Annotated in this window: 13 protein-coding genes; 4 read left to right on the top strand and 9 right to left on the bottom strand. The window is 54.0% G+C overall.

Annotated features, from left to right (window positions below):
• The first annotated feature begins 163 nt into the window (after positions 1 to 163).
• The 3 genes from NL64_RS02185 to NL64_RS02170 all read left to right on the top strand — a co-directional run bounded on the left by NL64_RS02185 (position 164) and on the right by NL64_RS02170 (position 1,903).
• On the top strand, positions 164 to 544 hold the full coding sequence (locus tag NL64_RS02185; RefSeq protein ID WP_034146518.1) for a hypothetical protein: 381 nt from the start codon (positions 164 to 166) through the stop codon (positions 542 to 544).
• A gap of 3 nt (positions 545 to 547) precedes the next feature.
• Positions 548 to 1,066, top strand: coding sequence for a hypothetical protein (locus tag NL64_RS02180; protein ID WP_034146517.1), 519 nt, complete (start codon positions 548 to 550; stop codon positions 1,064 to 1,066).
• Positions 1,067 to 1,537: 471 nt separating this feature from the next.
• Positions 1,538 to 1,903, top strand: a complete 366-nt coding sequence (locus NL64_RS02170; RefSeq protein ID WP_034146515.1) for a histone-like nucleoid-structuring protein, MvaT/MvaU family — start codon at positions 1,538 to 1,540, stop codon at positions 1,901 to 1,903.
• 224 nt (positions 1,904 to 2,127) lie between these two features.
• On the opposite strand, the gene NL64_RS02165 is transcribed toward NL64_RS02170, so the two are convergent.
• Positions 2,128 to 2,745, bottom strand: a complete 618-nt coding sequence (locus NL64_RS02165; protein WP_034146514.1) for a LysE family translocator — start codon at positions 2,743 to 2,745, stop codon at positions 2,128 to 2,130.
• Between the two features lie 257 nt (positions 2,746 to 3,002).
• Between NL64_RS02165 and NL64_RS02160 the strand changes: the two genes are divergently transcribed.
• Complete coding sequence (locus NL64_RS02160; protein WP_034146513.1) at positions 3,003 to 3,455, top strand: Lrp/AsnC family transcriptional regulator; 453 nt, start codon at positions 3,003 to 3,005, stop codon at positions 3,453 to 3,455.
• A gap of 52 nt (positions 3,456 to 3,507) precedes the next feature.
• Here the strand turns inward: NL64_RS02160 and NL64_RS02155 are convergent, their stop codons facing one another.
• The 8 genes from NL64_RS02155 to NL64_RS02120 all read right to left on the bottom strand — a co-directional run bounded on the left by NL64_RS02155 (position 3,508) and on the right by NL64_RS02120 (position 12,513).
• A complete protein-coding gene (locus tag NL64_RS02155) occupies positions 3,508 to 4,299 on the bottom strand; it encodes an alpha/beta fold hydrolase (protein WP_034146512.1) in 792 nt (263 codons plus the stop codon).
• Between the two features lie 102 nt (positions 4,300 to 4,401).
• Positions 4,402 to 6,066 (bottom strand): cation/acetate symporter ActP, encoded by a 1,665-nt coding sequence (gene actP / locus NL64_RS02150; protein ID WP_034146511.1) that lies wholly within the window; start codon positions 6,064 to 6,066, stop codon positions 4,402 to 4,404.
• A complete protein-coding gene (locus NL64_RS02145) occupies positions 6,063 to 6,374 on the bottom strand; it encodes a DUF485 domain-containing protein (protein WP_034146510.1) in 312 nt (103 codons plus the stop codon). Before NL64_RS02145 ends, actP begins: the two co-directional genes overlap by 4 nt.
• A gap of 545 nt (positions 6,375 to 6,919) precedes the next feature.
• On the bottom strand, positions 6,920 to 7,720 hold the full coding sequence (gene panB, locus NL64_RS02140; protein ID WP_034146509.1) for a 3-methyl-2-oxobutanoate hydroxymethyltransferase: 801 nt from the start codon (positions 7,718 to 7,720) through the stop codon (positions 6,920 to 6,922).
• A 134-nt stretch (positions 7,721 to 7,854) separates the two neighbouring features.
• Positions 7,855 to 8,664, bottom strand: a complete 810-nt coding sequence (locus NL64_RS02135) for a helix-turn-helix transcriptional regulator (protein ID WP_034146508.1) — start codon at positions 8,662 to 8,664, stop codon at positions 7,855 to 7,857.
• A 319-nt stretch (positions 8,665 to 8,983) separates the two neighbouring features.
• Positions 8,984 to 10,168, bottom strand: coding sequence for an acetyl-CoA C-acyltransferase family protein (locus NL64_RS02130; protein ID WP_034146507.1), 1,185 nt, complete (start codon positions 10,166 to 10,168; stop codon positions 8,984 to 8,986).
• 75 nt (positions 10,169 to 10,243) lie between these two features.
• Positions 10,244 to 11,395: an acyl-CoA dehydrogenase family protein gene (locus NL64_RS02125; protein ID WP_034146506.1), complete on the bottom strand. Its 1,152-nt coding sequence runs from the start codon at positions 11,393 to 11,395 to the stop codon at positions 10,244 to 10,246.
• A gap of 23 nt (positions 11,396 to 11,418) precedes the next feature.
• Entirely contained in the window at positions 11,419 to 12,513 is a 1,095-nt protein-coding gene (locus NL64_RS02120; RefSeq protein WP_034146505.1) for an enoyl-CoA hydratase/isomerase family protein, read from the bottom strand.

The following is a 12,513-nucleotide window of genomic DNA, read 5'->3' as shown; positions in this document are numbered from 1 at the left end:
GAAGTAGCGCTTCTATTTCACATACGTGGTTTTAGAATGTGGGTCGCTTTTGGTCAGGTCTTATGAGGGACAGTTCTCGCTTACCTCGCTACCTCCGCCTCGATTCATTTTTGTAATTCAGACAACCGTAAACCTACACCCAACCTGCCTTGGAGATAGCTGCGTGAGTATCGTTGATCGTCGTTACGAGCGTCTGGGACCATCGCTCTCCCTGCTCGCTGATGAGGCTGTCTTCGCTCAAGCATGGAAAAAGTCCGATGCCTATATTCGGCGACATAACTGGTACGCTGATATTCTAGACTTGGAGCAAGTTTCGCTACTGCTTCCGCAGACTCTACGGGTTTGGCAGGAGCAGATTAAGCTCGGCGTGCATGCTGCTGCCAATCCCCTACGATTAGTTCCGGCCCCGAAAAACGGTAAGTGGCATTTTCCTCCCAAAAAAGACGGAGGTGGCTGGACATTCACTCCCACGCTTAAGACCGACAAATCGCTACAGCCCCAGCCGGATCTACGTCCGCTCGCTCATGTCAGCATTCGTGAGTAAGTGATGGCATCTGCCGTGATGTTATGCGTCGCGGATGCTGTGGAAACCCTGCAGGGAAATACAGATCCTACGACCTATGTAAGCAAGGCGAGATCCAGGCAGGAAGTATGCAGTTATGGAAACCTGCTTTTCTGTGACTGGCTCAATGACCCGGACGGCCGCCAGCAGGCGAGGTTTCGTTGGGGTAACGCCACAACCTACACTCAGTTCTTTGTTGACTATGAGCGTTTCCTTGAGCGACCCGCCGAGGTTTGCCGTGAAGCGCTTTCTACGCTGCAGGACGAGCGGCTTTTCGTGGTTAAGCTCGATCTTGCCAAGTTCTACGACCGTGTGAGCGTGCCTGGTGTCGTGGGGCGCTTACGCACCCTATACCAGACCTACGCGTCCAGATTCTCCGTGCCATATGTGGCATTAGAAGCAGAGCCGTTTTGGCAGTCTGTGGAAAAGATTCTTCACTGGCAGTGGCAGCCGGCCGATTCTGCTGGTCTCGAAGATCTGACGTTAGGGTTGCCACAGGGGTAAGTCGCAAGTGGCTTCTTTGCTAACGCTTATATGCACGATTTCGATTAAATGATGCTTGGTACATTGAGTCAGGGAACTGGCATTCCCGTTAAGGTGACTGGTAGTGCTATCCTCTTCGTTGTACTCTGCTTCAGTGCTAATATCATTAAAAGTTTCTTGGGCGTCCTTGATTACCGCTTTGTAAAGAAGGTTAATGTCGGCTTTCGGAGAGACGCTTGGTGGGCGCTTAGAATTTTCGAACTATTAGCCGCTGGTCTCCGGGGAGAATGCTTCCTGCGGATACGCGTCTTGTCGCTTGGTTCATTACGCTAGTCGATCAGATTGATGTGACCTCAAAACACACTGCTCTTGGCGGAGGACGAATAAATCAAGGCCGCGAACCTAGACTCACAGACACGGTGCTCGCTGAGCCTAGATTAAAATTGTGGTTTTTGGTGTACTGTTAGTCGTCTAACTACGTAGAGAATTAAAATGTCAAAACTCGCAGAATTTCGTCAGCTTGAAAAGCACTTGGCTGAACAGCTCCAAGCTCTCGAAGCCTTGAAAGGGGACGTTGGCCTCAAGAAAGAAATCGAGTTCGAGACCAAACTGCGTGCACTGCTGGCTGAGTACGGCTACAGCCTACCGAACGTAGTCAACCTGTTAGATCCGCAAGCGAGCCGTCGCGCTCCTGCCGTCGATTCTAAAGCTGGCATCCGTAAGCCACGCCAAATGAAGGTTTACAAGAATCCTCACACGGGCGAAGTCGTCGAAACCAAAGGCGGCAATCACAAAACACTGAAAGAATGGAAAGCAGAACACGGCTCCACGACCGTGGAATCTTGGCTGACCAAGTGATTTTGGTTTGAGTACAAAAGGGACCTTCGAGGCCCCTTTTTTTCATCTCATTCAAGAGTGGCCGTTAAAAGCTTCGTCAGCTTGCCTGCCCGCGAAAGCTGGTATCAGTGACGGGCAATAAGCGGTCGAAGCAGTCACTCGAAAGCTTTACGAAGCTAACGGAACATCCCTGCAGAGCTTCTCAACATAGGTTTACTTTTGCCTATTTCTGAAGCAGATGGTAGTTAGTGCAGGATCTGATCAATCAACAAAAGCACGGCGATAATAATCATGATAGCCCCCGAGAGCCGGCTCACCGCTTTGGCTGCCACCGGACGAGCCTGCAGCACCGCTCGAGAACCAAAACCCACAGCCAGGTAAATCACGCCGCAACTGAAGGCGTGCAGCAGGCCCAGTGCAACGATCTGCATTGGCACCGGCCATGCTGCCGTTGGATCAGTGAACTGCGGCAGCAAAGCGAGAAAAAGCAAAAAAACTTTGGGATTGAGGCCGCTCACGCAGGCCCCCTTGAGAGTCCAGCGTGCCCAGGAGCCTGTGGTTTGCGTCTCGCCGGCTTGTGGTACCGAAGGGCGTAAAAGCATGTTGATTCCGAGCCAGATCAGGTAAGCCGCGCCTCCAACAGTGAGCACCGAAAGTGCGACGGGGTTACTAGCTACCAGGCCACCAACTCCTGCAGCCACAATCAGCGTCGCCAACACATGGCCAATCAATAAACCAGCCACCGCGGGCATCACGACGCGACCAAACAATCCCGCCGAAATCGCGTACGCCCAATCTGCTCCAGGGGTAATCACGAATAAAAAAGACACAGCCCAGAACGCGGCGAAAATACTAAGACTCATACCAACCTCGCATTGATGGATGATGTTGTGGTTGGGTGGCGAAAGCCATGTATGACGGCTTCCACCTTGTTGGATTGATCGCTACTGATGACGGGGTGCATTTTTCTCTCTCACAGACATACAACCGATATCAGTCCTGGCTCGGACAAATACGGATGACCAGTGGTAATAAAGTTTGAAAAAGAATAATTGAAAACGGTTAAAATGTTTTCCCTATTATTGCGGCTTAATCACTGAATTAAGGTAGATTCTTCTATATGGATAGCACCGATCGAAAAATACTTGCGGAGCTCCAGTCTGACGGACGTTTGTCGGTCACAGAGTTGGCTGAGCGGGTCGGTCTGAGCCTGTCCCCTTGCCATCGCAGGGTGCGTGCGCTTGAGGAATCCGGAGTGATCGAGGGCTATCGCGCTCAGCTTTCGCCCAGCGCGTTAGGTTTGAATTTTTCAGCGATGGTTTTTGCGACTCTACGCGAGGGAGATCATCTAGCGGTTGAAGCGTTCGAAGCCGCGCTCTTGGCGGTACCAGAGATCGTCGAGGCTCAACGGCTGTTTGGCGAACCTGATTACCTACTTCACGTTATTACACGTGATCTACCGTCGTTCCATCAGCTGTATGATGATTGCCTGTCGACGCTACCCAATGTTCAGCGGCTGACTACAACCCTGGTGATGAAGCGTGTCATTCAAGATCGTTCGCTGCCCTTGTGAACCAGTTGCGGCTAATGGGCGTCTGCCAAACGCCAATCTTGCTCTCATGCCTTCATAACAGGCGTCCAACGGCGTCAATGACACTTTGCGGCTTTTCCCTGTGGGGCACGTGTTGGCAATCGCTAAGTATGAGCAGCTCAACTTCCTTGTGGCCAAGGTTGGCGAATCGCTGAGCTTGCAGCGTTGAACCGAACTCGTCTTGCGCGCCATGGATAACCAACAGCGGACACTGAATCGCCGGCAACCCCTTCTCGATGGACCAATCTGCGTAAGAGGGCGAAAGCCAGGTTTGGGTCCAAGCGTTCAACACCCATTGGGCCTTGTCACCGTGGTACTTCTGCAACCGCTCGATTTGACCAGGTTGTTGAAACTGTTCTTTTGCACTGCGCACCCCCGAGACTGTTCGCTCCTCAACGAAAGCTTGGGCAGATTCGGTAATCAACGCCTGACATTGTTCTGGAAACAACGCGGCGCAATTTGTCGCCATCGCACCCCCCACGCTGTGACCGAAGGCGATGAAGCAATCAATGCCGAGACTGAAACGTACGAAGGGAAAATAACGCTGCGCTTCTTCACGAATGAAGTGATAGGACCAATCGCCCGGATGTGGATCTGACTGACCAAACCCCAATCGGTCATAGGCAACCACGCATTTTTTGGTTGCTTTCGCCAAACGGGTAGGGAAATCGCGCCATAGCTCAACGCAGCCAAGTGAATCATGGAAGAGGATGATAGGGGCTGTGTTTTGCGCTGGCTCATCATTGAGGGGATGCCAGCTGCGGGCGAACACCTGTCCGTAAGGTGTATTAACCCAATGGTCTTTCTGGGTAATGGAAACCTGCATTGATGATCCTCATATCAGTTAACGGTGTTCTCCTTTTACACCGTTGCGGGAAGGGCGTGGTGAAGGCCATTGCCACGCCCTAGTCTTAAACTACTAAGCCATTTAGTGCTGCGCGGCTTTTTCAGCGCCCCATCCAGTTTCGGCACGTACGCTTTGTTGCTCGAATGCGTCACGCTCAGCATTGGCACTCGGACTGTGATCAAGGCATGAGACCGCCCAGGCAATAACGAATGCCAATGGCATCGAGAACAACGCAGGGTAGTCGTAGGGGAAAAGCGCCTCGGGGTGATGCAGGACTTTGACCCAAACACCCGGAGACAGCAAGACCAACGCCAAGGAGCTGACCAGCCCGCTCAACCCGCCCCAAATCGCGCCGCGACTTGTCAGTCCTTTCCAATACATGGCCAACAGCAGGATCGGGAAGTTGGAAGAGGCGGCAATCCCAAAGGCCAATGCGACCAGGAACGCGACGTTTTGTCCTTTGAAGAGAATCCCCAGAGCGACAGCGACGATTCCTAAACCGATGGTTGCCCAGCGGCTAACCCGCATTTCACTTTTGCTGTCGGGTTTGCCTTTGCACAAAACATTGGCATACAGGTCATGGGAAATGGCGGAGGCGCCGGCCAGAGCCAGACCTGAGACCACGGCGAGAATGGTGGCGAATGCAACAGCGGCAAGAAATCCGAACATTAGATCGCCGCCCAAGGCTTGAGCCAAGTGCATGATTGCCATGTTGACGCCGCCAAGAAGCGGGCCGCCAATAACGCCTTGTTCAAAGTACTGCGGATCTTGACCCACGATGCTGATCGCAGCGGTGCCTAGAATGCAGACCAGAATGAAGAACAATCCAATTAGGCCGTAGGCTACGAGCACAGACTTACGGGCGGCCTTGGCATCAGGTACGGTAAAGAAGCGCATCATGATATGTGGCAGGCCGGCGATACCGAAGACCAGGCCGAGAGACAGCGAAATCATCGAGAGCGGGTCGGTGGCGATTTTCAAGGGGCCAAGAATTTGCTTGCCACTTTGGTGGTTGGCTACGGCACTGTCGATCATCTGCTCGATGCTAAAGTCAAAGTGCTCAAAGGCCAGTAGCGTTAACAGTATCCCCCCGCTGAGCAGTAATACTGCCTTGATGATTTGCACCCAGGTAGTAGCGACCATGCCGCCAAACGTTACGTAGACCACCATCAACACGCCAACACAAATAACAGCAATTTCGTAGTCGAGACCGAACAGAAGATTGATCAACTGCCCGGCTCCGACCATCTGCACAATCAGGTAAAAGCACACGATGACAAAGGAACTGAAGGCCGAAAATAGGCGGGTGCCCACAGGATCAAGACGATAGGCAATGATATCCGCGAGGGTGTAGCGTCCAAGGTTTCGTAAGCGTTCGGCCATCAAGAACATGATCAGTGGCCATCCAAGAATAGCGCTCACCGAATAGATCATTCCATCGAATCCTGTGGCGAATACCATGCTGGAGACGCCAAGCAATACGGCTGCCGACATGTAGTCTCCTGCGATGGCAAAGCCGTTTTGTACACCACTGATACCGCCACCCGCGGTGTAGAAATCTGAGGCAGAGCGTGTTCGGCCGGCCGCCCAATAGGTAATGCCGATGGTCGTGATCACGAACGCCAAGAAAATCGCGATCGCTGTCATGTTTGGTCCGTGAGTGCCTGGTTGGACTGTTTGTGCAATGGCCGCAATGCTGGTGAAGCAGAGCAACGGTACTAACAACAGTCGTGTGAACGATTTCATGCTTTCACCTCCGACAACAGCGTTTGGGTCAGCTTGTCGAACAGATTATTCGCCCGAAAAACATACAGCCCAGTCAGTAACCAGGAGCCGATGATAAGGATGAGTGCGGACCAAATGCCGGTGGTGAGACCACCTCCCAGAGGAACATGCAGCAGTAGCTGCGGATGCCACGAGACCGCAGCGACAAACAGTGAGTAAAGTCCTAACACAATGGCGCTGAGGGTAAAGGCGAGACGACTACGGCGTTGAACCAGCGTTTGATACTGTGGATGACTCCGCAGGGCCTGATAGACGGGGTGCGATGACATGTTTGAGCTCCTTAAACTTTAATTGTTATTGGCTGGAGTTTTTTTGTTATGGGTCTGCCATGCTCTTGAATGGCAGGTGCTGCAGGGCAACCCGAGAGAGTTCAAGTGCGCAGCAAACTGCTCGATGAACCAACTCTCTCAGGTGCTATGGACGTCGTGTCCGGTCTTGATTACCTCGTGGCAACTGAAGTGGTGCGTGAATGTAGCTTCAAGATGAAATGTCGAAGAGAGTGTGCCGCGTTATCGGGTCTAGGTATTCCGCGCTTCCGTTTATTATTCTAGGTTGACCGCTCACTTGGCGGCTGGTTACCGATTTTATAATCCTCAGATTATTTGCATTAGCGGCCAACGTGCGTTGTTTACCCAAAAAGGTGGACCAATCAGGCTAACTGGATCTTGGGACTAGCTTAGCCAGTGACCCGTTAGCCTTGAAATAACCCGATCCGCCGATTAATTTGCAAATCACGCCACTCCCCGTAATGAGAACCAGCCCGCAGGCGGTCTGCGTCTCCCACTGATTTTTACGGTGCTCGAGAACAATGTCGTCACATTGCATATCCGTGCTCAGCGCCTGGAAATTCGCGGCTTTTAACTGCAGTCACGTAGGACTGCAACGCGGATTGGATACTGTCCTGTCCCGCCAAGAAATTGCGCACGAATTTTGGGGTGCGCCCGGTCAGGGACAGACCAAGCATGTCGTGAAGTACCAGCACTTGGCCGTCGGTACCGGCGCCCGCGCCGATGCCGATTACCGGGATCCTTACGGCTTGACTGAGTTGCTCGGCTAATGGGCTAGGCAGGCATTCGACCAACAACATTGCAGCGCCAGCTTCTTCCAATGTGATCGCGTCTTCTATCAACTGACGTGCCCGAATCGGGTCTCGCCCCTGGACCTTGAAGCCGCCGAGAACGTTGACCGATTGCGGCGTCAGACCGAGGTGTGCACATACCGGCACACCGTTTTGGGTAAGTCGTTTGACCGATTCCGCCAACCATCGATCTCCTTCCAGCTTGACCATGTGCGCGCCGGCCTTCATGAGACGACCGGCGCTTTGCAGAGCCTGCTCAACGGTGGCGTAACTCATGAACGGAAGATCCGCGACGATAAAGGCGCCGGCGTTGCCACGTCTGACGCACTCGGTATGGTAGGCAACGTCCTCTACCAGCACAGGGAGCGTGCTGTCGTGTCCGTGCAAAATCATGCCCAGCGTGTCACCTACTAAGAGCATTTCCACACCGGCAGAGCTTGCCGCTTGCGCGAAGGTGGCGTCGTAGCAGGTCAGCATGGCAATTTTTTCGCCGCGAGCTTTGAGGCCATGCAGAGTGGTGAGGGTGATATCTGGCATTGAAAAAGTCCTTGTAACAGTGTTCCGCGGGAGAAAGCGGGAGTACGTTTCGGTTACGAGCGGGCAGGCCCCCTCAGCGAAACTTGCGTGGGCATGAGCTTCAAGGGCGAGCTTGTGACGGAGTCAGTGATTAACTAATCCTTTCGAGGACCGCACCAGCGCGAAGGCGAAAGTCCGAATGCCTTTTTGAAATGCCTGGTCATATGGCTTTGATCAAAAAATCCCGCTTCTATTGAGGCGTCCGACAACGCTTGCCCCGCCAGAACGAGCGCTTTCACACGGTCCAGGCGCCGAAGTGTGAGGTACCGGTGTGGGCTGGTGCCGAAGAACGCGCGAAAATCATTTGATAGATTCCAGCGATCTCGCCCCGCGCAGTCAGCAAGGTCGTCGAGCGTGATCGGCTGATCGAGGTTGTCATCAATGTATTCGCGGGCGAGGGCGGCTGCCGCAAAATGATGGGAGGCTTTGGTCATGGGATGCCCGGCGACTTCTGCCAAAGTACTGACGAAGCAGTAGAGAGCATCAGCCTCCGCCAACGAGTCCAGATCGGCGTCCAGGGTATTGAGCAGCACATCGGCGGCAGCGGCCAAGCGAGGGTCACGTGTGATGCCGGCGGCAAGAAAAGGTAGGGGAGCGCCCTTCACAATGTCCTGGACCAGGGACGGTGGAACATACACGCCGCGATACTGAAATCCTGCTTCGGAACCAGCGCAACCGTCATGTGCTTCATCCGGGTGAATGATCATGGTTTCACCGGGCAAGCACAGCTTCGACTCACCGCGGTAATGAAACCGGTGGACACCAGAAATCGTACGCCCGATGGCATAAGTATCATGTCGATGTGGGTCGAAGGCATGTGAGCCAAAGAACGCCTCAAACCGCTCGACCTTCGAGGTCAGAGGCGCATGTATCACCCAGTCCCGTTTCGATTGGTCGTCTTGCATAGTGGCGCACCAGTGCGATTGCAATATAAAACGCGATTCAGAATAGCATGGTCGATTTCGGCAATAATTCGGCCTTGGAAACACCCGAAAATTAGTGCTACAGGAAGAGACTCATGCGATGTATTTGCAGTGCGGCCTTCGTCTCGACACGTCGCCTGCAGAGATTATTCAGAGCATAAGCAAACGCGGTCATGTGAGGCTTGTACGTTTGTGGTTGGTGGTTTGTAAATTAGGGGGGGGGACGACGATTTTAGGTGGAGGAGCGGACCGGTGGTTTCCAGTTACGCCCCTTGCAGAAATTTATTGGTTCGTGGTCGACTTAAACCCGTTCAATAATGGCTGCAATGCCTTGTCCGCCGCCAATGCACATCGTTATCAGCGCATACCGTCCGCCTGTGCGGTGCAGCTCATGAATAGCCTTGATCGTAATGATTGTCCCCGTGGCACCAACCGGATGTCCGAGTGAAATACCGGAACCATTGGGGTTGACCCTCGCTGGGTCGAACTCTAGCTGTTGAGCCACGGCCAAAGCCTGCGCTGCAAAAGCCTCGTTTGACTCTATGACATCAATGTCTTGAATGCTGAGTCCAGCACGCTTCAGTACCATGCGAGTGGCAGGTACGGGACCAATACCCATGTAATCCGGATCAACGCCGGCATGCGCATAGGCTACAAGACGGGCAATCGGCTTAAGGTTGTGTTGCTTGATTGCATTAGCATCAGCGAGAACGAGGGCTGCTGCTCCATCGTTGAGACTGGACGCGTTGCCGGCGGTCACAGTACCACCCTGTTGGAAGACTGGATGCATCCTGGTCAGTTGTTCGATGTCGATGTCGTGGCGTACGTTTTCGTCTGTATCAAACAGCACAGTCCTTCTCTTCACCTGCACTTCCACTGGCACGATTTGCGTCTTGAAGCGGCCCTCTGCGATGGCGTGTGCAGCCCGATGTTGGCTCTGAAGCGCCAACTGATCCTGCATTTCGCGTGAAATGCCATATCGTTCGGCAATGTTTTCAGCAGTAATACCCATGTGGGATCTTTTCCAAGGGTCGTGAAGAATCCCATTCATGTAATCCACGGCCTGACTGTCACCCAGCCGACTACCCCAGCGCAGCCCTGGAATGAGGTAAGGTCCGCGACTCATGGATTCTGCGCCACCCGCTACGGCAACCCCAAAATCGCCGAGCAGGATGCCCTGCGCGCCAGAAACGATTGCTTGCAAGCCGGAGCCGCACAAGCGGTTAACATTGAACGCTGGCGTTTCCTTCGGAATACCTGCCCCGATTGCTGCAACTCTTGACAGGTAGGCGTCCCGAGGCGCTGTTGGGATCACGTTACCCATCACCACATGATCAACCTGTTGGCCGTCGATGCCTGCGTGGGTGAGGGCTCCTTTGACTGCAGCGGTGGCCAGATCGCCCAGGGGAATATCCTTTAAGGCTCCGCCGAAGCTACCGATGGCAGTCCGTGCCGTACCTACGAAAAAAACTTCTGCTAGGGCCATTGTGGGCTCCGTTCTTGTTAGGTGAAGATCCGAGTGAGCTCAACCGTGTGCCGGCTCCCGCGTGCATCGAGACTTTTAGATCGTGTAGTGCGCCAGTTCGCGAGCAATCAGTAGCCGCTGAATTTCGCTAGAACCTTCATAAATTTGGGTAATGCGGGCATCCCGGTAATAGCGCTCTACCGGATAGTCCTCCAGATACCCATAGCCACCATGAATCTGTACGGCGTTTGAGCACACCCGTTCAGCGATCTCTGATGCGAACAACTTTGCCTGCGAGGCCTCTGACAAACATGGGTGGCCGGCGCTTTTCAGTCGTGCTGCATGCAGGGTCATGAGGCGTGCAGCGTTAAGCTGCATGTGCATGTCAGCTAGCATGTTGGCGATGCTTTGGTGTTCGTATATCGGCTTACCAAACTGCACCCGGTCACGTGAATAATTCAATGCTGCTTCAAACGCAGCACGTGCAATACCGAGCGCCTGAGCTGCGATCCCAATGCGCCCCCCTTCGAGGTTGGAGAGGGCGATCGATAGACCTTTTCCACGTACTCCCAACAAGTTGCCTTCGGAAATTCGACAATCGTTTAAGGTGACCGCGCAGGTATCTGAAGCGCGAATGCCCATCTTGTGTTCACTTCGGTCGACCGTGAAGCCTGGTGTGTCGGTGGGTACCAGGAACGCCGACAAACCTTTCTTGCCGAGCTCCGGATCGGTCACTGCAAAGACGATGGCCAGCTTGGCGCGCTTACCGTTACTCACGAACTGCTTTGCGCCGTTGAGCACCCATTGGCCGTCGCGCAGTTCTGCACGTGTTCGCAGGTTGTGCGCTTCTGATCCTGCTTGCGGTTCGGTTAGACAGAAGCAGCCGATTGCTTGCCCGCTAGCCAGATCCGCCAGCCAGAAATCCTTTTGTGCCTGCGTGCCGAACTTCAGAATCGGACCACAACCGACAGAGTTGTGAATACTCATCAGTGCACCGACGGCACCATCGCCGGCCGAAATCTCCTCCACGGCCAGGGCATAGGCTACGTAGTCGATGTAAGTGCCACCCCATTCTTCAGGGACCACCATTCCCAGCAGACCAAGTTCGCCCATCTGCTTCACCAGAGCGTCGTCGATCCAGCCGGCTTTCTCCATGTGTACGGCTTTGGGCGCGATCTCACGACGGGCAAAGTCGCGGGACATGTCGCGAATCATTCGCTGCTCTTCAGTCAATTCGAGGTCGTGCATCGGGCATCTCTCTTATTAAGGGGTTAAACAGTGACAAGCCGCTGTGGCGCGCAGGTAGTGGACTTAAAGTCACTGAAAAAGGCTTCTACCCGTGCCGGATCAAGCTCGGCCAAGGTCGGCGGATTCCAGACCGGGTTCTTGTCCTTGTCGATGATCAGGGCACGAACGCCTTCTATCAGATCGCCTTTGTCGAACCACTGGTAATCCAGATGGAGTTCTTGGGCAAAACATTCGCTAAGGGACAAATGCCGACCACGACGCAGCAGCTCTAGAGTGACGGCCATCGCCAGGGGAGAGCGACTGTCCAGTACATCAACGGTTTCCTCAGCCCAGTCCAGGTATTGGGGGGAGGTTTCTGCCAGGAGTGCCGCACGAATCGAGGCAACATCAGGCTCGGCGAAGTGCCGATCGATGGCGGGCTGCATCGCCCTGAGCTCCGAGCCAGGGAACTTGTTGACGCCCAATGTAGCCAGTAGTGCTTGTAAGGCCGGTAGTGGATTGTCTGTCCAACTCATGTTGTTGAGACAATGATCGAGTTCGGGTATTTGAGAACTAGTGATACACCAGTCGGCCAGGCCTGCGTAAAGGGCATCGGCGGCGCGTATCTGGATTCCGGTGACCCCCAGATAAATCCCCAACTCACCAGGCAAACGTGGCAGAAAATAGCTGGCAGCGACGTCGGGGAAAAATCCAATACCCACCTCGGGCATGCCCATGCGCGTGCGTTCGGTGATAACCCGCAGGGTTGCCCCCTGCACCAACCCCATGCCCCCTCCAAGAACCAAACCATCGATTAAGGCCAAAAGAGGCTTTGAGTAGTTATGGATGTATTCGTCGAGCGCATATTCCTCTTCGAGGAAAAGCTCATGCAGACCGTTGCCTGACTTATGGCTTTCGTAAAGCATGCGGATGTCTCCGCCGGCGCAAAATGCTTTCTCTCCCGCTGCACGCAGTACCACGGCAACTACTTCAGGGTCCTGATCCCAGGACCGCAGCTGCTGCTGGAGCAGGCGAACCATGGGAAGCGTCAATGCATTGAGGCCGCTTGGACGATTCAGTGTCAGGTGGCCGATGCGGTTGCGTACGGCAGCCAGAACGGGCGCTTCGACATCGCTCAT

This window comes from Pseudomonas fluorescens (genome assembly GCF_000802965.1).
Taxonomy (GTDB): domain Bacteria; phylum Pseudomonadota; class Gammaproteobacteria; order Pseudomonadales; family Pseudomonadaceae; genus Aquipseudomonas; species Aquipseudomonas fluorescens_A.
This window is presented reverse-complemented; position numbering and strand designations above follow the sequence as displayed.

What these genes read in the sequence shown, in the direction of transcription:
- NL64_RS02130 (WP_034146507.1), bottom strand. Translation starts at nt 10,168, where the DNA reads ATGGCCCTAGCAGAAGTTTTTTTCGTAGGTACGGCACGGACTGCCATC.
- NL64_RS02165 (WP_034146514.1), bottom strand. Translation starts at nt 2,745, where the DNA reads ATGAGTCTTAGTATTTTCGCCGCGTTCTGGGCTGTGTCTTTTTTATTC.
- actP (WP_034146511.1), bottom strand. Translation starts at nt 6,066, where the DNA reads ATGAAATCGTTCACACGACTGTTGTTAGTACCGTTGCTCTGCTTCACC.
- NL64_RS02145 (WP_034146510.1), bottom strand. Translation starts at nt 6,374, where the DNA reads ATGTCATCGCACCCCGTCTATCAGGCCCTGCGGAGTCATCCACAGTAT.
- NL64_RS02160 (WP_034146513.1), top strand. Translation starts at nt 3,003, where the DNA reads ATGGATAGCACCGATCGAAAAATACTTGCGGAGCTCCAGTCTGACGGA.
- panB (WP_034146509.1), bottom strand. Translation starts at nt 7,720, where the DNA reads ATGCCAGATATCACCCTCACCACTCTGCATGGCCTCAAAGCTCGCGGC.
- NL64_RS02170 (WP_034146515.1), top strand. Translation starts at nt 1,538, where the DNA reads ATGTCAAAACTCGCAGAATTTCGTCAGCTTGAAAAGCACTTGGCTGAA.
- NL64_RS02120 (WP_034146505.1), bottom strand. Translation starts at nt 12,513, where the DNA reads ATGAGCGATGTCGAAGCGCCCGTTCTGGCTGCCGTACGCAACCGCATC.
- NL64_RS02180 (WP_034146517.1), top strand. Translation starts at nt 548, where the DNA reads ATGGCATCTGCCGTGATGTTATGCGTCGCGGATGCTGTGGAAACCCTG.
- NL64_RS02155 (WP_034146512.1), bottom strand. Translation starts at nt 4,299, where the DNA reads ATGCAGGTTTCCATTACCCAGAAAGACCATTGGGTTAATACACCTTAC.
- NL64_RS02125 (WP_034146506.1), bottom strand. Translation starts at nt 11,395, where the DNA reads ATGCACGACCTCGAATTGACTGAAGAGCAGCGAATGATTCGCGACATG.
- NL64_RS02135 (WP_034146508.1), bottom strand. Translation starts at nt 8,664, where the DNA reads ATGCAAGACGACCAATCGAAACGGGACTGGGTGATACATGCGCCTCTG.